The organism is Flavobacterium sp. 123 (assembly GCF_003634825.1).
Taxonomy (GTDB): domain Bacteria; phylum Bacteroidota; class Bacteroidia; order Flavobacteriales; family Flavobacteriaceae; genus Flavobacterium.
The window spans coordinates 2398399-2419576 of the sequence record NZ_RBXD01000001.1; the positions used below are offsets into that span (position 1 = coordinate 2398399).

Genomic DNA, 21178 nt, shown 5'->3' on the forward strand with positions numbered 1-21178 from the left:
TTTATTTTTTCAAGACTTCGTTTAGGAAAAGTTTCATGTGTTCGAATGAACGTTTAGCAGCTTTTTCATTGTAGGCAGCTCCTTTTGAATTATCATTTCCGGCATCAGGATCAGTAAAAGAGTGTACGGAGTTAGCGTAATAAATCATTTCCCAATCAGCTTTTGTGTCTCTCATTTCTTGTTGAAAAGCACTTACTTCTTCTTTTGAAACAAACGGATCATCTGCTCCATGACACGCTAGAATTTTAGCTGTAATAGGCTCCACTGGTCTAGAGGAATCCTTAGCTAATCCTCCATGAAAAGAAACTACTCCTTTTACATTTAGATGCGCTCTGGCTGCTTCAATTGCTCCAGTTCCTCCAAAACAAAAACCAATCACAGCAATATTATCTGGATTAGCACCTGATTGTATTAATTGCTCTAATGCAAGAGAGATTCTTTTATGATATTCGGCTATATTTTGTTTGTAATGTCCCGCATTTTTGCCTGCTTCGGCAGCATCTTTAGGGTAATTCCCTTCACCATAAATGTCAGCTACAAAAGCATAATAGCCTAATTTAGACAGTTTTTCTGCGGTGTTTTTGGCATGGGTGTCAATTCCTTTCCAAGCGGGAAGAACTAAAATACCAGGTTTTTCAGTAGATTTTTTATTTGGACTGATAGATAAGCCATTTAAAATTTGGCTTCCATCTTTGTATTGAACTGGTTTTAATTGTCCAAAAGACTGATTTGTAAACAATACAAATCCTAAAAGGAGGTATATAATATTTTTCATAAAATTCTATTTTTCTAACAAATATCTGAAATAAAATGGTTTTATCTATAAAATGTTAGAAAATAGAAATAATTATAACGTTACGTTTCGTTTAAAAGCACATCCCAATTCAATTAGTGAGTTTGTTTTTTCTATGCCAGGAATGTTATCAATTTTTTCATAAAGGACACGTCTCATGTGTTCATGGTCTTTGGCGATTATTTTTACATATAGCGTGTAGGAACCCGTAATATAGTAGCATTCCGTTATTTCGGGGATCTTTTTTAGTTCTTCGATGATACGGTTTGAATCCTGATCTTTTTTTAGAGAGATACCCGTAAAAGCGCCCCAATCATATCCGATTTTTTTTTCGTTTATAATAGGTTTGATTCCTGTTAGAATTCCTTGTTCGGTTAATTTATTGATACGTTGATGAACCATCGTATTTGATATCTTTAAATTAGTTGCAATAGCTGAGAATGCCATTCTACCATCTTTTTCTAATTCTTTTATTATATTTATGTCAAATTCGTCCAATCCTTCCATTTTATTTGATTTTTAAAGTTAAAATCACTTTTTTTAAGGATAAAAGTAACTGTTTTTCACTTATACTAATATAACTCAAAAAAACAAATTTGTTAAATTTTTAAAAATGACTTTTTTAAAGTCTTTTTAAGGCTTAATTTTTTTTAAATTAATATTTATTAAGTCAAAAATATAATTTTATTAGCATATAAAAATATTTTTATTATTTTTGTTTTAAATAAATAGAAAACATGGCACATACAAATCAAACCCTTTCTTCAAAATCAGAAGCATTAGTAGCTAAAGAAAATAAATATGGAGCACATAATTACCATCCGTTGCCAGTGGTTCTGGAGCGCGGAGAAGGAGTGTATGTTTGGGATGTTGACGGAAAAAAATATTATGATTTTTTATCGGCATATTCTGCTGTAAATCAAGGACATTGCCATCCTAAAATTGTTGGAGCAATGGTGAAACAAGCACAAACATTGACTTTGACGTCACGTGCTTTTTTTAACGATCAATTAGGACCTTACGAAGAATATGTCACTAAGTATTTTGGTTTCGATAAGGTTTTACCTATGAACACTGGTGCTGAAGCGGTAGAAACTGCTTTGAAATTATGTAGAAAATGGGCTTATGAAGTAAAAGGAATTCCAGAGAATGAGGCACAAATTATTGTTTGTGAAAACAATTTCCACGGAAGAACAACTACAATTATTTCGTTTTCCAATGATGAAACGGCTCGCAAAAACTTCGGACCATTTACAAACGGATTTATAAAAATACCATACGATGACGTAGAAGCTTTGGCTTCTGTTTTAAAATCATCTAAAAATATTGCAGGATTTTTAGTAGAACCTATTCAAGGGGAAGCTGGAGTTTATGTTCCAACCGAAGGATATTTGGCAAAAGCCAAAGCACTTTGTGCAGCGCATAATGTATTATTTATTGCTGATGAAGTTCAAACCGGAATTGCCAGAACCGGAAGATTATTGGCGACTTGTGGAAATTGTACTTGTGAAAATGGTTGCGAAAATAAACCTGAGGTTAAAGCGGATATTCTTATTTTAGGGAAAGCGCTTTCAGGTGGTGTTTTTCCAGTTTCGGCAGTTTTAGCTAATGATGCTATTATGAATGTTATCAAACCAGGACAACACGGTTCTACTTTTGGCGGAAATCCTATTGCTGCAGCTGTTGCAATAGCTGCTTTGGAAGTGATAAAAGAGGAGAAATTAGCCCAAAATGCAGAACGTTTAGGTGGTGTTTTGAGAAATGGTCTTAATGAAATTGCTTCTAGAAATTCATTGATAACTTTAGTTCGTGGTAAAGGTTTGCTCAATGCAATTGTAATCAATTGTGAGGAAGATTCTGATTTAGCTTGGGATATTTGTTTAAAATTCAGAGATTATGGATTGTTGGCAAAACCTACTCATGGTAACAAAATCAGATTAGCGCCACCATTAGTTATTACAGAAACTCAAATACAAGAATGCTTAAGTATTATTGAAAAAGCATTGAACGAATTTGTATAACCTAGGTTTTGTTCTTTTGTTGATCTAAACTATAATTTTTTAAATATATTTAAAATCCCAAAGTCATAAGTGATTTTGGGATTTTTATGTATTTAATGGTGTTTTATTGTTTTTTTAGGAATAGTAGTGTCTATTAATTTCTATTAATTGAATTTGTTTAAAATTAACACTATTTATTGTTTTTGCAATTATATAATTACTTACATTTGTAATAAGTATTTATACTTAGTTTTATTAAGTATGAAATTAAAAAGAGTTGATAATCATTAATACAGAAAAAATGATGCGTACAAATAAACCAAAGTTGACAATAGTTGGAGCAGGTCCTGGTGATGTTGAATTGATTACTTTGAAAGCAATCAAAGCTCTAGAAAGTGCAGATGTAGTCTTGTATGATGCTTTAGTAAATGAAGACTTATTGCAATATGCTAAACAAGCACAAATTATATTTGTAGGAAAGCGTTTTGGCTGTCATGCTTACAGTCAAGATCAGATTAATGATTTGATTGTTAGTATGGCTAAGCGTTATGGGCATGTAGTTCGATTGAAAGGTGGCGATCCATTTGTATTTGGTAGAGGAAGTGAAGAAATTGAATTTGCACAAAAATTTGATTTGGAAACCGCAATCGTTCCGGGTATTTCATCTGCTTTGGGTGTGCCCGCTTCAAATGGGATAAGTTTAACGCAGCGTAGAGTTGCCGAGAGTTTTTGGGTAATTACAGGAACTACCTCAGATCATAAATTATCAAAAGACGTAGCATTAGCTTCGCAATCATCTGCAACAGTGGTTATTTTGATGGGAATGAATAAACTGGATGAAATTATTTCGATTTATCAAAACAATAGAACGGATGATTTACCTGTTGCTATCATACAAAACGGAACCAAAAACACCCAGAAAAAAGCAATTGGTACCATTAGTTCCATTTCGGAAATGGTAAAAGAGCAACAACTTTCTTCCCCTGCGATAATAATAATTGGCGAAGTGGTTCGCAATGCTCCCCAATTAACTGCTTATATTAAAGAGGAATATTCTGAAGAGGAGTTTGTTTTTCAGAATTTAGATTTAATAGGATAATTTTAAAAAATAGCTTTTGGCTTAAGCCAAAACATAAAAAAGCCGGATTATATAATCCGGCTTTTTTATTTCCATAATCAGAAAGATAAAACGCTTATTGCAATTCTACCATAACATTATATTTATTAGTACTCAAAATGGTTTCAATCGCTCCAAAAGTTGCTATACTCTTTTGATATTCTCGTTCTTTTTTTAGAGAAATTTGTTTCAAGCCGTTTTGAAATCGGCTAACTTCTTTTAGGTTCGTAAGAATTAATCCTGGAACAGCAGCATTTTTACCCTCTTTGTCTTTAGAAACCATTGTAAAATAAGAAGAGTTACAATGTTTAACCACTCCTGTTTGAATGTTTTCTGCTTCTACACGAATTCCTACAATCATTGAGCTGTTCCCAACATAATTTACGCTTGCTTTCATCGTTACGAGTTCACCAACTTCAATAGGTTTTAAAAAATTTACAGTATCAACCGAAGCAGTTACGCAATAATTTCCTGAAAATTTTGACGCACAAGCAAAAGCAATTTGGTCAAGCAATGACAAGATATAACCTCCGTGTATTTTACCACTAAAGTTGGTGTGTGAAGGCAACATTAGTTCAGATATAGTTACGTAAGAAGAACTTACGGTTTTGAATCCGGTATTCATAGGCTTAATTATTTTGTTTTTCTCCAGTTAATGCAATAAAATTTATTTTTGGGGATTCGCATAAAGAACAGCAATATGTTTCCGGTAAATCTTTGAATAAAACCCCTTTTTCAATTCCTTGAATAACATCTCCATACTCAGAATTATATAGTGTTAGACATTCTGGACATTGATGAACTTCTTGTATTGTTTTTTCTTTTTTTGCCGCATTTGAACTTATTTCAACAGTTGAATCACCAAGGCCTTCAAAATATTTACGGCTTAATTCAATTAATATATTTGGTAATTCAAGTTTGTCAACATCTTGCGTGTGAACAATATATTCTTTAGTATTTGGATCAAAATTTTTGGCATACAAAACATTATAGGTGTCTCGTATTTTAATAGATTCCAAATCTTTTGGAGACTCATTTTTTTCAACAACTATAGAAGTGAAATAATGTCCCTCCCGATTGTACTCTGATAAACCAAAAGTGAGTCCATAAGTACTGATGTCAAATTGATCTAATGTTCGAACTAGAAAGGTTTTTAGATTCAACGCCCATTCCATAGCTACTGGTAAATGCCAGTTCAGTTCTAATAGTGAGTGTCTTACATTAATTCCTTTTTTGCCTAAGAATTTTTCCCAGTCTAATTTTCGATCTTTAGGAATTCCTTTAACGATGAATGATTTCCATGGAGTAATACAAATTTTTCCAATTTTGCAATCAAAGCATAAATCGCACATTTCCTTTAGAAAATCCAAATCATATTGATTGTTTCTCCAATATAATCCTAACCAATATTGATCAATTCCTAATTTATTCATTCCTTCATAATATGGAAAAGGGTAGAAGGGAATGTGCAATGGTTTGTCAATCGTGCGATTATTACTGTCTAAAGCATCGCTAACTAATTGAAAAATCATATCAACAGAATCAGGTTCTTCCTCTAATATTTTTTCGATAGCATAATATACTTCGGCAATATTCCAACTGTAAATTAATACCGGATACATTTCCATTTTGTCCCATTTTGGCAAACGGATATACAAAAACCAATAATCCTCGTGATGCGAAGCTATAAAATTGATATGCCCAGTAAACAAAGGAACTAATTGTTGTTTAGGATCAGTAATATTTACTTTTAACTTTGGTTGTTCCTTGAATTGTTCTAGAATATACAGGAATTTATTTCCGGTAAGCCAAGGAGTATTTCTAAAGATATCAGTTGAAACATAAGAAGATACAATGTTATTTCCACTTTTTTCATTTGGATAAATGAAATGATGTTTACCAATTTTTTCTTTGTCGTTAGACGAAAAACCTTTTGGTAAGATAATATCTTGTCTAGAACCGAAAGAGATGGAGTTAAATCCTTGTTCCAATCCCATATTCGCAATTTCCCGAAGTTCACCCGGTGAAATAACGCCTCCTTTTACTATTAATCGTGTTAATTCCATATGTGTTTTAGTGTTCAGTATTCAGTAATTAGTGTTCAGTTACGAACTGTAAACGAACCATAATCGCTAACACTATTATTTAATTTTAGCTAAAATTTCTTTTACTTCGGTTTTGCAGCTTCCACAGCCTAAACCTGCGCCAGTTGACTTACACAACTCGGTAAAATTTGTAACACCGCCTTTGATGGCTTCTTCAATGTTTCCGCTTCCTACTTGACTGCAAGAACAGACCAGTTTTCCTAAAACAGGTTTTGCGTTTGAACTTCCTCTAAGCAGTGTATTTCTTTTGTCAGACAATTCAATTTTGCTTTCAATCATTGTTTTGAATTCGGCAAATTCGTTTTTGTCACCCATCAAAATGGCGCCAACTAATAAGTCGTTTTTGACGATACATTTTTTGTAATATCTTTTACCTAAATCCGAAAATACAATTTCTTCATACGAATCATCATTTTCAGGAACTTCAATTTCGCCAATACTACATAGATTGATGTCTTCAAGTTTTAAAATGTTCATCAAAACAGAACCTTTGTAAAAACTGCTGATATCGCCCGCCATAAAGTTAGCTAAGACATCTGCTTGTTCTTCGGCAGCAGAAGTAATTCCAAATAATTTGTTGTTAAATTCCGCAATTTCTCCAATTGCATAGATGTTCGGATTAGAGGTTTGTAAGTACTGATTGACCTTTACACCTCGTCCGCAAGCAATTCCAGATTCTTTGGCAATTTCTATATTTGGAATGGTACCAATGGTATAAACAATTGCGTTAGCGGTTATAATTCGACCACTTTTCAATGCAATTTCAATTTCATTATCATTTTCAGTTTCGAATACAGTGCTGACTTCGTTATCAAAATAGATTTGGATATCACGAAGTTGAACTTCTTCGGCTAATAATTTACTTGAAATTCGGTCCAATTGACGTTCCATTAATCGGGAGGCCCTTTGGATAATAGTAATCTTTACTTTTTTATGTTTTAAGGCTGCGGCCAATTCTAATCCTAATAATCCACCACCTACAATAACAACATGTTGTTCTTCGGGGGCTAAATTAGTATTGTCCAAATATTTTTTTAATCGGTCTGCATCGTCTTTCTTTCTAATGGTAAAACGTCCTGGCAAATGAAGTTGTGCATTTTCTGGAACAAAAGGTCTGCTTCCTGTTGCTAATATTAAGGAATCAAAATGATGTGATTTCCCTTGACTGTCTATAATTATATTTTCTTTCGTATTGACAGTATCAATTGAAACACCAGATTTCATTGTGATGTTCAACTTACTTAAAGAATCTTCTTTAATTTTTAAAAGTTGCTCCCAAGAAAGTTCCGCCGTTACATATTCAGGTAATAAAACACGGTTGTAAAATGGATTTTCTTCATTCGAAAAAACAATAATTTCATCTGTTGTATTGATTTCTCTATAATTTTGAATAAATCGGAAAGCAGCTGCACCAGCACCTACAACAGCAATTTTTTCAAAAGGTTTTACGTATTTTTCTACTGCAACCGTGGTGTATTTAAAATCAGGCTCTTTTGATACCGGATCCACTATTGTATTAGTTAAATTATTGGTTCTGTTCAAATCGTTTTCCAATTGTTTCCCCCAATGCATTGGTAAGAAAACAACACCTTCCCGAATCGTATCTGAAACTTTTGCTTTTACCCGAACGGTTCCGTTTTTGCTAGTAACCACAACAATATCTCCATTTTCAATAGAGGCTTTGTAGGCATCAATCGGATTTATTTCGAGCATTGGACTTGGGATATGCGTCATCAATCGGGACACTTTTCCTGTTTTAGTCATCGTATGCCATTGGTCTCTGATGCGTCCCGTTGTTAAAATAAAAGGGAAATCTGAACTTGGTCCTTCGGAAGTATTTTCAATAGCTGTTGGGATATTAAAAATTGCTTTTTGCGAAGGCGTATAGAATTTTTTATCGGCAAATAAACGCGGTGTTCCAGGATGTCCGTAATCAGGAACAGGCCATTGAAAAGTACCTTCGTTTTTTAGTCGGTTATAATTTAAAAAGGAAATATCAATATTAGTTCCTTTGGTCATCATACAATGCTCTTTGTAAATGTCCTCGGTTGTGTTAAAATTGAAACCACTAAAGTTCATTTTCTGAGCAAAACGAGTTAGAATTTCCACATCCGATAGCGCTTCACCAGGAGGATTGATGCCTTTTGGTAAATAAGATATACGTCTTTCAGAATTAGTCATGGTTCCTTCTTTCTCTAACCAACCCGCAGCAGGCAATAATAAATCGGCAAATTTTGAAGTATCGGCATTGTGTGAAATGTCTTGAACTACAACGAATTTTGCTTTTGCCAATGCTTTTTCAACTCTTCGAGAATCAGGTAAACTTACCATTGGATTGGTGCAAATAATCCAAATGGCTTTCATTTTTCCAGATTCTAATGCCTCAAACATTTCTGTGGCAGTTAATCCTGGTTTTTCGGAAACTTCATCAACTCCCCAAAAATCAGCTACTTCTTTGCGATGTACAGGGTTATTTAGTTCCTTATGAACGGCTAATAAATTTGCCATTCCACCAACTTCGCGTCCGCCCATAGCATTAGGTTGTCCTGTTAAAGAAAATGGGCCAGAACCAGGTTTTCCAACATGACCTGTAAGTAATGAAAGGTTAAGTAAGGCGGTATTTTTATCAACTCCAATGGCGCTTTGGTTTAATCCCATAGCCCAAAGCGAAATAAATCCTTTTGCTTTTCCAATAATATCAGCAGCTAATTTGATGTCATTAACGGATATTCCACAAAGTTTTGACGCTTTTTCTAGCGAACTGGATAAAACTAAATCTTTATATGATTTGAAATTTTCAGTATTGTTTTTTATAAAATCAGTGTCAGCATATCCTTTTTCAATAAGTCTTTTGGCTAAAGCATGATATAAAACAATATCTGTCCCTGGAATAATTTGCAAATGTAAATCGGCTGCTAAAGCTGAATCTGTTTTTCGAGGATCGACAACGATGATTTTTACTTTAGGGTTTTTCTCTTTGTGTTGTTCTAATCGTCTAAAAAGAATAGGGTGACACCAAGCAGGATTTGCTCCCGTAATCAAAAAAGTATCAGCAAGTTCAATATCATCATAAGCAATTGGAACAGAATCCTCACCAAATGTTTTTTTGTAACCTGCCACCGCAGAACTCATACACAAGCGTGAGTTGGTATCGATATTGTTAGTTTTTAAAAATCCTTTTACTAACTTATTTACTAAATAATATTCTTCAGTCAGACATTGTCCTGAAATATAAAAACCAACGCTATCAGGACCATGTTTTTTTATAATAGACGAGAAAACGGCAGCGGCACGGTCTAATCCAGCATCCCAACTAACACGTTCCATAGGATGAGATTTGCTCCATCTCATTTCAGGATATAGAATTCTATCAGAAATGTCATTGACAACATAATGAAGATTCATTCCTTTTGAGCAAAGCATTCCTTTATTTACAGGATGGTTTTTGTCACCAGTTACAGAGATTCCATTTTTAGGATCATTGGTTGCTATGATTCCGCATCCTACTCCACAATAGGAACACGTAGTTTTGATTTCTGAATTTTGCATTATCGTATTTCTTTATTAATAATGAAAGCTTACTTGCTGGCTAACTAACGAAAGTGTAAAAATAAGTATTTTTACGTATAAATACGTATAAAACTAATTTTATTTTATATTTTTGTTGAAAATAATTTTGGATACCAAATCATTTCGGGAATAATTTCAAATTTTATTCATTTCATCGACATGATTCAATCCCGAAGCGTCGGGACATAAATAATTAATGATAGATAATAGCGATACCATATTGCTTTGCCCATTCGGTTCTTTTAAAAAACAAATACTGACTTCATATGAAAGGAGAATTAGCCAACTGTACCAGCTGTTTAAATGAAAATTGTTTCATTAAAAGGCATATTCATTTAGAACAAATGAAGAATTATATTGATAAAAAGCGCAGTTTTGTTTGTAAAAAAACACAACAATTTATCATTGAAGGAGCCCCAATTCAGGGTTTGTATTTTATATATAAAGGAAAAGTAAAAACGGTAAAAACTGGTATTCATGGACGAGAACAAATTGTTCGGTTGACTAAAGAAGGGGATACGGTTGGTTTCAGAGGATTTGGAACTAGTAAGCGCTATTTGATTGGAGCTTATGCGCTGGAAGACACCGTTTTGTGTAATTTTAGTAATGAAGATATGTTAGAAATTCTTCATACAATTCCGGAGTTTACCTTTGATTTAATGTTGTTTTATGCTGAAGAATTGAATAAAAGTGAAAATAACATTCGGAAAATTGCACAAATGAATGTGCGTGAAAGAGTGATTGATACCTTATTGTATATCCATAGAAAATTTGGACAGGTCAATGGCGTAATTGAGCTTGATTTGACCAGAAAAGAAATTGCCGATTTCGCCGGAACTACTGATGAACAGGTGATTCGTGTGGTTTCAAGTTTAAAAAAAGAATTACTTATTAAAACTGTTGGTAAGAAAATAGGAATATTAAATGCCGACAAATTAAAATCAGAAATCAAAGAACATAAATAGTTTTCTTCAAATTTTTTCTTCTCACTTTTCACTTCTCACTTTTTTATACGTATTTTTTACTACTTGTTTTTAAACTCTAATGGCTTGCTATGACTGGTTTAGTTTTAATTTTCTGCCAAAAAGCAGAAACAAAACCATTTTAATAACGCAAATTTTGGTATTAAAAAGTTGTTTTCGTCTGTTTTTAGTATAGTAACTAAGTATTAGTACTTACGTAAATTTGCTTCATACTAATTAAAACATATGATTATGCAAAACATTAAAACCACTTTACTAAATATTCAAGGATCTAAAAAAGGCGGTATTTCAGCTGTAAACCTTTCAAAATCTTTTTTACTAGGAATTGCTTTAACGCTATTATCTCAAAACGAAGCAAAAGCACAATTAACAGCTACAGGACAAATTAGAGAAAGAACTGAGCTTAGAGTAGGACAAGGAACTTTACAAAAAGAAGGTGATAAAGCAGGATTATTCACTTCACAAAGAGCACGATTAAATATAGGATTTACAGGATATCGATTTAAGATATATACGTCTTTACAAGATGTGCGTGTTTGGGGTCAAGATGCTTCGTCTATCAATAGAACAACTACAGAAGCTAATAATGGAATCTTATTTCATGAAGCTTGGGCAGAGGTAATGTTGAATGATACAACAAGCAAAATTCAGAATTTGTCTTTAAAAGTAGGACGTCAAGAAATCTCTTATGATGATCAAAAAGTTTTGGGAGGTTTAGACTGGTTGCAACAAGGAAGAAGACATGATGCAATTGTTTTCAAATATGCTAACAAAGGTTGGATTGCTGATGTAGGAGCTGCATTTAATCAAAATAAAGAATTGAATACAGGTACCGTTTATAACGGAGTGAATTCAGCTTATAGCGCAGGGACAAACGGAATTGGGACTATGTATAAATCCTTTCAATATGCGTATTTAGGTAAAAAATTCTTCTTTGGTGATGTGTCATTTTTATTTTTCAAAGATGATTTTAATAAATATACTAATGTAACTTCAGGATCACCTGCTGTAACAACAAAGGTTTATGGAGAAGGAGTTTGGAGTCGTAATACAACCGGTTTTTACTTTAATTCTAATATAACTAGAAAATTAAATCTGACAGGAAGTGCTTATCACCAAGGAGGTCACGATAAAGATGGTCGTTCATTGCGTGCTAATTTGGCTTCAATTACATCAACATTCCAAATAGGAAGAAAATTATTTGTAGGACCTGGGATTGATTATTTATCAGGAACTGACGGAACAAAAGCAGTTACTGCAACTTCACAAAGCAATCTTTTTGACCCATTATACGGTACGCCACATAAATTCTGGGGAAGTATGGATTACTTCTATGCTGCAAGTGGTTTTGGAAAACAAGGATTGCTAAACTATTTCTTCAAAATGAAATATAATGCAAAAGACAACTTGACTTTCTTATTAGACATTCATGGTTTTGAAGCTGCAAATACTTTATCTAATGGTGCTGGAGGAAAATTAGATTCTTATTTAGGAACCGAATTAGACTTGTTAGTAAAATATAATTTAACAAAAATGATCAATATCGAGGCGGGTTATTCTATCATGAAAGCTAAGAATTCAATGGCATCAGCAGCGGTTAAAAATATTGCAACTCCTGATTTAAGTCCACAATTTGCTTATGTGATGTTAAATATCAAACCTAACTTTTTAGCTAAAAAATAATTATCATTAAATTTTAAATCTATTCAAAATGAAAACTATAAAAAAACAAATAGCAAAGCGTTTAACATCATCGGTATTGGTTTTGTTAGTCGTATTGAGTTCTGCTTTTACAACAATAACTGCCCAAAACGATCCTGTTCGATTAGGATTTATTCCACTAACGGATTGTTCACCAATAGTTATGGCAAAAGAATTAGGACTGTTCAAAAAATATGGTGTTGAGGTTGTGGTTACTAAAGAATCCTCTTGGGCAAATGTTCGTGATAAAATCTTAACAGGCGAATTAGACGGAGCACATTGTTTGTATTCTATGCCATTCTCAGTATACACAGGAGTAGGCGGAAAGGCAGGTTCTGAAATGAAAATTGCCATGATGCTAAATGTAAATGGGCAAGCAATTACACTTTCTAATGATTTTTGTGGAAAAGTAGGCTTTAAACAAATGAACAAAGTAACTCCAGTTGTTGCAGCTAAATTGAAAGCCGAAAAAGAAGTAACTTTTGCAATGACTTTCCCCGGAGGAACACACGATTTATGGTTGCGTAACTGGATGTCAATTGCTGGTTTGAACCAAAAAGCAGTGAAAATCATCACGATTCCACCTCCACAAATGGTTGCTAATATGAAAGTAGGGAATATGGATGGATTCTGTGTAGGAGAGCCTTGGGGTGGTGTTGCTGTAAAGCAAGGTATTGGATTTACACAAGTGGCTTCACAAGATATTTGGAAAGATCATCCTGAAAAAGCGTTAGTGGTAAACAAAGATTTTAGTACAAAACGTAGAGAAGATCTTAAAAAAGTAATGAAAGCGGTAATGGAAGCTTGTATCTGGCTAGATAATCCTGGTAATCGTAAAAAAGCTGCTGCAATCATTGGAAGAGCTCCTTACGTAAATGCTCCTGCTGATGTTATTGAAAACAGATTAATGGGTAATTATGATTTAGGTTGCAACCAAGGAACTCAAGTTTACTCTAAAGATTACATGTTGTTTTACAAAGGAGGAACGGTAAATTATCCACGTAAATCATACGGAATCTGGGCAATGGCGCAATTTGTACGTTTCGGATATTTAAAAGAAGCTCCAAATTATAATGCAATAGCTGATAAATTGATTTTACAAGATTTATACGAAGAAGTTGCTAAAAGCATGAAAATTAAAATTCCTAATGATGATATGAAACCGTTTTCTCTAACTATGGATAAGACCGTTTTTGACCCTTCAAATCCTGCTGCATACTTAAAAGTTGTTAAGAGATAAAAATCAAATTACTAATTAAATACAACGTACCATGTCTGATAAAAACACATTAACAATTGATGTATTAAATTCATCCATCAATGTTTCTACAGAAAGCAATAATAGAGTAGAAGAGAACCAAAAATTAAAATTAGTACTTAATACAGTACTTGCAAAATCAAAATCGGTTTTATTAGCAACTGTTGGATTGCTGTTTTTCGGAGGATTTTGGAGTTTATTAAGCGCTTATACTCAAAATGCTTTGCCAACTCCAACAGCTACAATGACCGTTTTGAAAGAAATGCTAAGTGATCCATTTTATGATTACGGACCGAATGATAAAGGAATCGGATTGCAATTATTCAGTTCAATTAAGACTGTTCTTTCAGGATTTTTACTAGGTTCTTTAATTGCAATTCCTATTGGAATTTTGATAGGGGCAAGTACTATTTGCAAACAAATTTTTTATCCAATCGTTCAATTGCTAAAACCAGTTTCACCTTTAGCATGGTTCCCAATAGGTTTGGTTGTTTTTAAAGATACTGGAATGGCAACTATATTTATAGTATTCATAACTTCATTGTGGTCTACGCTGATTAATACTTCTTTTGGAGTAGCATCTATCCCACAAGATCATAAAAATGTTGCTAAAGCGTTTGGTTTTTCTAAAATGCGTTACCTGACAAAAATCTTAATTCCTTATAGTTTACCACATATTATAACTGGTTTACGTTTGAGTATCAGCGTGGCATGGTTGGTAATTGTTGCTGGCGAAATGCTATCAGGTGGAGCAGGAATCGGATTCTTTGTTTGGGACAGTTGGAATGCTTTAAGTCTTGAAAAAGTTATTTCAGCCATTATCATCATTGGAATCGTTGGATTACTTTTTGACAGAATCTTCACTTTTATCGAAAACAAAGTAGCTTACAAAGCTTAATAATATAAAAAATTACGACTATGAGTTATTTAGAAATAAAAAATTTAGAAATTTCGTTCCCAACACCAAAAGGGAAGTATACTGCAGTAAGAGATATTAATCTTTCTATCAACAAAGGGGAAATTATCTCCATTATTGGTCATTCGGGTTGTGGAAAATCAACCATTATGAATGCTATTGCCGGAATGTTAACGCCATCAGGAGGAACAGTTGAATTAGGCGGAAAAACTATAAAAGGACCAGGTCCAGATAGAGGAATTGTTTTTCAAAATTACTCCCTTTTGCCTTGGATGTCAGTTCATGAAAATATTTTTCAAGCAGTTGATTCTGTTATGGATTGTTCGAAGAAAGAAAAGCACGAAATCGTAGATTACAACCTTAAAATGGTTAATTTACTTTCGCACAGAGATAAATTACCGGGACAATTATCAGGAGGAATGAAACAAAGAGTAGCTATTGCAAGAGCTTTTGCAATTAATCCTGGAGTGTTATTGTTAGATGAGCCTTTTGGTGCTTTGGATGCTTTTACAAAAAGTTCGATGCAATTAGAAGTATTGAAATTATGGAATCTTAATAACAGAGATAAAACCATTATAATGATTACCCACGATATAGAAGAAGCTTTGTTTTTATCGGATAGAATTGTGGTTTTAAATGATGGTCCAGCTTCCACTATTAGAGAAGTTGTTGCCGTTCATTTGCCAAGACCAAGAAATAAAATTGAGATTGTAAAAATGCCAGAATATATTGAGTTAAGAGATAAATTATTACACCTTTTAACGGATAAATTCTCAATTGAAGATATGGGAATGGTTTATAAAAGTTAGTTTTATTTGATTTGTTTATGGATAAAACCCTGTAATGGTAATACATTACAGGGTTTTTTACTAATATGTTTGTATTAAAACTTCAGTAGGAATTTTTAGACTTGTATGTATTTGTCGAATCATTTCTAATGATAATTTTCTTTTTCTGTTGAGGATTTCGCTTGCCCGACTTTTAAATCCAATAATTTTAGCCAAATCATTTTGTGTATACCCCAATTGTTCCATTCTGAATTTGATTGCTTCAATTGGATCAGGTAAGTCAATAGGGAAATGTTCATTTTCATATTGGTCAATCAACATTCCTAAAAGTTCTAATTCATCGCTTTCCTCAGTTCCTTTTTTAGCATCAAAAATTACTTCAAGTCTTTTCAATGCTTGATTGTAATCGTTTTCTGTTTTTATAAGATTGATATTCATAGTTTTATATGCTGCTTGCGTTAATTTTGTCATATTCTGAATGAGTTCCAATAAACCGAATCCAAACCATTTCGTGTTCGTAGTTTATTTTAACTATTAATCTGTAATTATTTCCTTTGACATTAAAAACAACTCGATTTTCATTCAGAATACTTGCACTTGGGTATTCTATTTTTATTTCATTTGGATTTTTCCATTCTGCTCTACAGGTTTCTCGAAACCAAGATTTTAATTGTTGTTCACAATCAGAATGAATTTCCCAAAAGTCTCGTAATGTCTTTTTTGCAATTACTCTCAAATTTTATTTTTTACAAAGATATGATTATTTTTCCCAATACGGGAACTTTTGTTTTGTCTATTTTAAAACCAAGATTTTGATTTTACTTTAACAAAGTCCGGTGGAAATCAAAAAATATTTAAATCCAGTTTTAATACCAATGATTTTTTGATAGATTGGGTTCTGCGTATGTTATTATGTTATTCTCTTCCAGTTCTAATAGTCTTTCCCGTATTGGATTATAATCCAAAGCAGCTGGAATTTCCATTACAAAATAATCAGCATTGAATTTTTCTGATTCACAACCTAGAGCATTAAATAGATCTCGTAAATCATTTATAATAAAAGATTTATCATTGAGAATAACTTGAATTGTTGAGTTTCCAGAATGTATAATTGTTTCTTTGTAAACAAGCATGTTTTCGCTTTCGTCAAATGCTGCAAGAACAATATCCCCACAAGAAACTGACGCGTAAAAAGGAATGTTGTCTAGTTTATATAAGCCTTCTTCGGAGTTAATAACGGTTGCCCATAAAGTTTCAACTGTTGATTCGTTTAAAACAGTACTGAAAAACCTAAAAAGTATTTTTACTGAGCTGTCTTTTTCTTCCATTATTGATGCGTAAAATAAGTATATTAATTCCTGCTGTTTCTTTTATTTCAAAATCAAATATACATTTTATATCAAAACAAGAACCGCAAATTCATAGTTTAAAAACGATGAATTTGCGGTTCTTTTATCTTCTACACAAGACGTAATACGACAGCGAAAAGTATTACGTCTGTAAGAAGAAAACTTTCTAGAAGGAGTTGAAAGTTTTGGGATTCTTTTTAAAGCTGGATTCGTTTTAAAAAGTATAATTTATTTTTTACGTTCCATTTCTCTGGAAAGCGAAGGCTGTTTTTCATTCATGATTTTGGTAACGGTAACATGCATCCAAATCAAACAAATAGCGGAGAATATCAGAATAAATATCCATGAACTTGACCAGATTCCTGTACAAGTCAGTAAATAACTGAAGATGATAGGACCGAAGAATCCTCCTAATCCACCAATCATTCCAACCATCCCACCTACAACACCAACTTCTGTCGGGAAATATTCTGGGATATGTTTGTATACTGCCGCTTTACCAATTCCCCAAGAAATACCAATCAATATTACTAACACTAAATATACCCACATATTAGCATCAAAACGAATATGAGTTATTCCTTTGGCTAATAATTCTTTTTTCTTAACCTCTTGATCTTGTTTTACAACAACTTCTTGCCAAGAATTACGTGTTGGGAAGATTGAGTTTTCTTGCGGTTTTTCTGTTTTTTGAAGTATTGGAAAATTGACATCTCCTATTTTTACAGCAGCATCTGAGACCATGCTAATTGTTCCTTTTTTGGTAGCCAAAACTCCAGGACCAGTTGTGGTTATATCCATTTTTGGTACCATTAATAAAGCACTTAAGATTACAGACGATCCTAATACCCAATACATTACTTTTCGAGCGCCAAATTTATCAGATAAATACCCGCCAAATGCACGAATAACACCAGAAGGTAAGCTAAACATAGTAGCAAATAATCCACCCATAACTAAGCTGGTTTGGTATACGTTCATGAAGTTAGGTAATAACCATTGTGAATACGCAACAAAACAACCAAAAACTAAGAAGTAATAGGCTCCAAAACGCCAAACACGTACACTTTTTAAAGATTGTAACATTTGCGTAACTGTTTTGGTTTGATTTTCAATCTTTTTATTTTTTGCAAAAACCAAGAAAAATAAACCAATAACAACTAAAGCTGTAGCGTAAATTACGGGTAATAATTTCCAACCATTTTGTGGATCATCTATCGAAAAATGATTCAATAGGGAAGGAGCTAAGAATGTAGTAATTGCAGCACCTGCATTTCCCATCCCGAAGATTCCCAATGCTCTACCTTGCCATTCTTTTGGATACCAAATTGAAGTATAACCAATACCAACGGCAAAGCTTGTTCCTACCATACCAAATAAAAAGCTGAGTAAAGCAAACATGAAAAAGCTATCAGCTAATGGAAGCAGAAACAGGGGTATAGAGCAAAGGAGTAATAATAATGAAAATACGTATTTACCACCAAATTTATCCGTTAATATCCCGATAGGAAGACGCATAACAGAACCGGTTAAAATTGGAATTCCAAGTAGCCATCCTACTTGAACAACACTCCAATGAAAAATTCCATTGTCTACTAAAAAAGTTACTAAAACACCATTTAATGTCCAACATGCAAAACATACCGTGAATGCAAGTGTATTTAAAAACAAAATTTTATGGGATTGCGATAAAGAGTTTGAATTTTTCATAGTACTTATTTTTTTACAAATATAAGTATATTTACTTATTTAATACGTATAAATACGTATTAGTACTTATTTTTGTCAATTTAAAGATTTTTGTAAAAAAATATTTTTAAATCAACATAATCAAATCTGTTTACTGTGAAATCATCAAGAAAAGCCTTTTTTTAGATTGTAATAAATGTTTGTCAACTATAAAAAAAATCAAAAAAAGGCAGTTAATAAAAAAACCATTCTCTTTTGAGAATGGTTTTGTATGTATAAAGGAATAAGATTCTAAATTATAGTAATGAATATTCGGTTGCTTTATTAGAAAGTTCCATTAGATTTTTGACTTTTAACTTTTTCATCAAATTGAAACGGTGAACTTCGGCAGTTCGTTTGCTAATTTCTAAAGCTTCGGCAATTTCTTTGTTGCCTTTGCCAGATAATAAAAGTTTAAGGATTTCTTTTTCTCTTTTGGTAATCATTAATTCTTCGTCCAACGATTGCTTAGTTTCCATTACAGCTGCTGGATTGCTTAGTTGGCCAATTAATATGGACGAAATATCACCACTAAAATATTTTCCACCATTTGCTACAGTATGAACCGCTTTGAGGAATTCTTCTTTAGTAGATCCTTTTAGCAAATAGCCGTCTGCACCAGCTTTTATTGATTTTAATACGTATTCTTCTGATTCGTGCATAGAAAGCATAACAATTTTTACCAAATTGTTTTCGCTTCTTAGTTTCTCAACGACTTCAATACCGGTTAAATTTGGCATACGAATGTCTAAAATTAGCAAGTCTGGTTGCACTGTTTTAACCATACTAAGGGCTTCTAAACCATCAGTAGCTTCACCAACAACTTCTATATTAGCTTCGTTTTCTAATAATGATTTGATACCATCTCTTACAAATACATGATCATCAGCCAGAACCACTCGAATAGTATTACTCATAAGTTACTTAATTTTAAATCGGTTTATTACGTATATTCATCTAAAATAAGAGCTAATATACGTATTTTTCAATAACAATTGCAAGGGTGATACCAAAAATCAATTGTAATGATAATTGAAATTGCTATTGAAATTTTTTTTAAATTGGAATATTAAAAGTAATACGCGTTCCTTCATCAGGAATAGAATTGATAAAAACACGTCCGTTAACATATTGAATTCTCTCCTTCATGAAGAGTAGTCCCATTCCGGATTCACTGTTTCTTTTTTTCTCCGCTTCGTTAATGTCAAATCCTTTTCCGTTATCATCTATTGTTATACTCAAGATGTTATTGCTGTGCGAAAGTTGCACAATGATATGGGTGGAATCAGCGTATTTTATGGCATTATTGATCGCTTCTTGTGTCAAACGGTAGATGTTGATTTCAATTAAAGAATCCAGTCGTTTGTCAAAATTTGTTTTATTATAGAACAGAATATTTTTGCCTGTTAATTTTGATAATTCTTGGGTAAGTTTAGCTAATGAAGAAACTATTCCGTGATCGCTCAACTCTGGTGGCATCAAGTTAAAGGTGGCTGTACGAACTCCTTTTATGATATCTAAAGCCAGTTTTTTGAGGTATTCGATTTTCTGTTCTGCTTTTTCTTTGTCGTCCAGGTTGATACTTTCTAAGCTAAATTTTAGGCCAGTAAGCATTTGTCCAATACCATCGTGAATCTCTCTTGCAATTCTGTTTTGTTCGTTTTCTTGATTCTCAACAATTTTACTAGAAATAATTTTCTGCTGATTGATTTTATCTGTAACGTTCTCTGTGTTTAAACGTTCTACTTCTTTTTCTGCATTTTTACGTTCCGTAATATCAAAGCAGATAATTAACAATTCAGATTCATCTTTTTTTATGGTTACTGGAATCATTGATAAGTCTAGCCAAAGTGATTCACCATTTCGATTAGTAATATTGATTTCTCCTTGCCATCCGCTTTTTTGTTTCTGAGAAATAATTCGATCAATTACCAGTTGCTCTTTTTCTATTGGTGTTAAAACCTGTGAAAAAGTTTTGTCCGAAAGAAATGGATTGTATTGTAATAGTTTTGAGAATTTTTCTCCAATATGAATCAGCGAATTGTCCGGAGCAACACGACAATAGAGTAGGGTATTCTCCATGGCATAATTGAGAGATTTCAGTTCTTTTACAGAGTTTTCTTTTATTTCGCTGATGATTTCAGTGTCATGAGCTAGTTTTAAAGCCTTCTTTTCTGAAAGTAAAAGTTTGAATATAAGTTTCTCGATTTTCTTGTTTGTTGGTTTGAATATAAAGAGGAATTCTAAGAGTAAAACAAACAAGGTAAATAGTAAAATAGCGTATTCTGTTTTGCTTTGTAAGGTTACTTTTTTGAGTGCTTCATTATCGTATTCGCCAACAATTTGATTCATTTTAGCCAAAAAAACAGCTTCGTTTTCAAGAATTGTTTCTACGAGTTTTTTATTCTCAGCATCATTGATATTTGCCTTTTTGTTGGCTAAAAATTGGTTTGAAGCTTTTATTATAGTATCAAAATTTGGTTTGATTGCTATAAATAATTGGTTGAGTTTAGCACTTTTTTTCTTTGGAAAACCAAGACTATCATTTCCGTTTTCTAAGGCATAATGATTGTATTTCCAAAGATTTATGGTTTCATTGATGCGAATTATTTCTTCTTTGCTTTTGGTGGTATCCGATACAAAATTCAGAATCAAAATTTCTTTTGTCAATTTCTGGCTTAACATTCTTTGTTTTCCAGAAATATTGATAATTCGAGAATCACTTAGTTGCGCACTAAGATTGTATTGGATCAAAAGTTGGCTCAATAGCACCGTAATTCCAATCGTCAATAAGGCGAATAAATATAATCGTCTTAAATTTTTGAATGAAATAGTATCAACCGATGCTAGGGCTTTTTTTTTCATAGAGT

At 32.8% G+C, this 21178-nt stretch carries 18 protein-coding genes; 7 read left to right on the forward strand and 11 right to left on the reverse strand.

The features are described 5' to 3' along the window. Nucleotide 1 precedes the first annotated feature (1 nt). Both C8C88_RS10610 and C8C88_RS10615 read right to left on the reverse strand, forming a co-directional pair. The gene (locus C8C88_RS10610) at nt 2-775 is read right to left on the reverse strand and encodes a dienelactone hydrolase family protein (protein ID WP_121338096.1); all 774 of its coding nucleotides are present in this window, start codon (nt 773-775) and stop codon (nt 2-4) included. A 72-nt stretch (nt 776-847) separates the two neighbouring features. After that, nucleotides 848-1300 (reverse strand): Lrp/AsnC family transcriptional regulator, encoded by a 453-nt coding sequence (locus C8C88_RS10615; protein ID WP_121338097.1) that lies wholly within the window; start codon nt 1298-1300, stop codon nt 848-850. Between the two features lie 230 nt (nt 1301-1530). On the opposite strand from C8C88_RS10615, the gene rocD reads away from it, so the two are divergent. Further along, a complete protein-coding gene (gene rocD / locus C8C88_RS10620) occupies nt 1531-2814 on the forward strand; it encodes an ornithine--oxo-acid transaminase (protein WP_121338098.1) in 1284 nt (427 codons plus the stop codon). Nucleotides 2815-3097: 283 nt separating this feature from the next. Further along, nucleotides 3098-3892, forward strand: coding sequence for a uroporphyrinogen-III C-methyltransferase (gene cobA / locus C8C88_RS10625; RefSeq protein WP_121338647.1), 795 nt, complete (start codon nt 3098-3100; stop codon nt 3890-3892). Between the two features lie 94 nt (nt 3893-3986). Here cobA and C8C88_RS10630 read toward each other — a convergent pair whose 3' ends face one another. The 3 genes from C8C88_RS10630 to C8C88_RS10640 form a co-directional block, all read right to left on the reverse strand. After that, complete coding sequence (locus C8C88_RS10630; RefSeq protein ID WP_121338099.1) at nt 3987-4535, reverse strand: acyl-CoA thioesterase; 549 nt, start codon at nt 4533-4535, stop codon at nt 3987-3989. A 4-nt stretch (nt 4536-4539) separates the two neighbouring features. Continuing rightward, on the reverse strand, nt 4540-5976 hold the full coding sequence (locus C8C88_RS10635; RefSeq protein WP_121338100.1) for a rubredoxin: 1437 nt from the start codon (nt 5974-5976) through the stop codon (nt 4540-4542). 75 nt (nt 5977-6051) lie between these two features. Then, a complete protein-coding gene (locus C8C88_RS10640) occupies nt 6052-9564 on the reverse strand; it encodes a nitrate reductase (protein ID WP_121338101.1) in 3513 nt (1170 codons plus the stop codon). 287 nt (nt 9565-9851) lie between these two features. Between C8C88_RS10640 and C8C88_RS10645 the strand changes: the two genes are divergently transcribed. The 5 genes from C8C88_RS10645 to C8C88_RS10665 all read left to right on the forward strand — a co-directional run bounded on the left by C8C88_RS10645 (nt 9852) and on the right by C8C88_RS10665 (nt 15252). Then, nucleotides 9852-10550 carry a Crp/Fnr family transcriptional regulator gene (locus tag C8C88_RS10645; RefSeq protein WP_121338102.1) on the forward strand — a complete coding sequence of 233 codons (699 nt, stop codon included), beginning with the start codon at nt 9852-9854 and terminating at the stop codon, nt 10548-10550. Between the two features lie 249 nt (nt 10551-10799). Next, a complete protein-coding gene (locus C8C88_RS10650) occupies nt 10800-12251 on the forward strand; it encodes an alginate export family protein (RefSeq protein ID WP_121338103.1) in 1452 nt (483 codons plus the stop codon). A gap of 28 nt (nt 12252-12279) precedes the next feature. Next, complete coding sequence (locus tag C8C88_RS10655) at nt 12280-13509, forward strand: CmpA/NrtA family ABC transporter substrate-binding protein (RefSeq protein WP_121338104.1); 1230 nt, start codon at nt 12280-12282, stop codon at nt 13507-13509. 31 nt (nt 13510-13540) lie between these two features. After that, the gene (ntrB, locus tag C8C88_RS10660) at nt 13541-14425 is read left to right on the forward strand and encodes a nitrate ABC transporter permease (RefSeq protein WP_121338105.1); all 885 of its coding nucleotides are present in this window, start codon (nt 13541-13543) and stop codon (nt 14423-14425) included. A gap of 20 nt (nt 14426-14445) precedes the next feature. Next, the gene (locus C8C88_RS10665) at nt 14446-15252 is read left to right on the forward strand and encodes an ABC transporter ATP-binding protein (RefSeq protein WP_121338106.1); all 807 of its coding nucleotides are present in this window, start codon (nt 14446-14448) and stop codon (nt 15250-15252) included. A gap of 60 nt (nt 15253-15312) precedes the next feature. Here the strand turns inward: C8C88_RS10665 and C8C88_RS10670 are convergent, their stop codons facing one another. From C8C88_RS10670 to C8C88_RS10695, 6 genes are all read right to left on the reverse strand, one after another. Next, entirely contained in the window at nt 15313-15669 is a 357-nt protein-coding gene (locus C8C88_RS10670) for a type II toxin-antitoxin system HigA family antitoxin (protein ID WP_121338648.1), read from the reverse strand. 4 nt (nt 15670-15673) lie between these two features. Beyond that, nucleotides 15674-15967, reverse strand: coding sequence for a type II toxin-antitoxin system HigB family toxin (locus C8C88_RS10675; RefSeq protein ID WP_121338107.1), 294 nt, complete (start codon nt 15965-15967; stop codon nt 15674-15676). A 130-nt stretch (nt 15968-16097) separates the two neighbouring features. Beyond that, nucleotides 16098-16559 carry a DUF4265 domain-containing protein gene (locus C8C88_RS10680; RefSeq protein ID WP_121338108.1) on the reverse strand — a complete coding sequence of 154 codons (462 nt, stop codon included), beginning with the start codon at nt 16557-16559 and terminating at the stop codon, nt 16098-16100. Between the two features lie 249 nt (nt 16560-16808). Continuing rightward, nucleotides 16809-18290: a nitrate/nitrite transporter gene (locus tag C8C88_RS10685; RefSeq protein ID WP_121338109.1), complete on the reverse strand. Its 1482-nt coding sequence runs from the start codon at nt 18288-18290 to the stop codon at nt 16809-16811. A 275-nt stretch (nt 18291-18565) separates the two neighbouring features. Beyond that, nucleotides 18566-19225, reverse strand: a complete 660-nt coding sequence (locus tag C8C88_RS10690; protein WP_121338110.1) for a response regulator transcription factor — start codon at nt 19223-19225, stop codon at nt 18566-18568. Nucleotides 19226-19364: 139 nt separating this feature from the next. Further along, complete coding sequence (locus C8C88_RS10695; protein WP_121338111.1) at nt 19365-21173, reverse strand: ATP-binding protein; 1809 nt, start codon at nt 21171-21173, stop codon at nt 19365-19367. Nucleotides 21174-21178 lie beyond the last annotated feature (5 nt).

Excerpts from the sequence above, each read along its gene's own strand:
- C8C88_RS10630 (WP_121338099.1), bottom strand. The coding sequence starts at position 4,535 with ATGAATACCGGATTCAAAACCGTAAGTTCTTCTTACGTAACTATATCT.
- C8C88_RS10610 (WP_121338096.1), bottom strand. The coding sequence starts at position 775 with ATGAAAAATATTATATACCTCCTTTTAGGATTTGTATTGTTTACAAAT.
- rocD (WP_121338098.1), top strand. The coding sequence starts at position 1,531 with ATGGCACATACAAATCAAACCCTTTCTTCAAAATCAGAAGCATTAGTA.
- C8C88_RS10635 (WP_121338100.1), bottom strand. The coding sequence starts at position 5,976 with ATGGAATTAACACGATTAATAGTAAAAGGAGGCGTTATTTCACCGGGT.
- C8C88_RS10665 (WP_121338106.1), top strand. The coding sequence starts at position 14,446 with ATGAGTTATTTAGAAATAAAAAATTTAGAAATTTCGTTCCCAACACCA.
- C8C88_RS10640 (WP_121338101.1), bottom strand. The coding sequence starts at position 9,564 with ATGCAAAATTCAGAAATCAAAACTACGTGTTCCTATTGTGGAGTAGGA.
- C8C88_RS10690 (WP_121338110.1), bottom strand. The coding sequence starts at position 19,225 with ATGAGTAATACTATTCGAGTGGTTCTGGCTGATGATCATGTATTTGTA.
- C8C88_RS10645 (WP_121338102.1), top strand. The coding sequence starts at position 9,852 with ATGAAAGGAGAATTAGCCAACTGTACCAGCTGTTTAAATGAAAATTGT.
- C8C88_RS10685 (WP_121338109.1), bottom strand. The coding sequence starts at position 18,290 with ATGAAAAATTCAAACTCTTTATCGCAATCCCATAAAATTTTGTTTTTA.
- C8C88_RS10615 (WP_121338097.1), bottom strand. The coding sequence starts at position 1,300 with ATGGAAGGATTGGACGAATTTGACATAAATATAATAAAAGAATTAGAA.
- C8C88_RS10670 (WP_121338648.1), bottom strand. The coding sequence starts at position 15,669 with ATGAATATCAATCTTATAAAAACAGAAAACGATTACAATCAAGCATTG.
- ntrB (WP_121338105.1), top strand. The coding sequence starts at position 13,541 with ATGTCTGATAAAAACACATTAACAATTGATGTATTAAATTCATCCATC.
- C8C88_RS10695 (WP_121338111.1), bottom strand. The coding sequence starts at position 21,173 with ATGAAAAAAAAAGCCCTAGCATCGGTTGATACTATTTCATTCAAAAAT.
- C8C88_RS10650 (WP_121338103.1), top strand. The coding sequence starts at position 10,800 with ATGCAAAACATTAAAACCACTTTACTAAATATTCAAGGATCTAAAAAA.
- C8C88_RS10680 (WP_121338108.1), bottom strand. The coding sequence starts at position 16,559 with ATGGAAGAAAAAGACAGCTCAGTAAAAATACTTTTTAGGTTTTTCAGT.
- C8C88_RS10655 (WP_121338104.1), top strand. The coding sequence starts at position 12,280 with ATGAAAACTATAAAAAAACAAATAGCAAAGCGTTTAACATCATCGGTA.
- cobA (WP_121338647.1), top strand. The coding sequence starts at position 3,098 with ATGCGTACAAATAAACCAAAGTTGACAATAGTTGGAGCAGGTCCTGGT.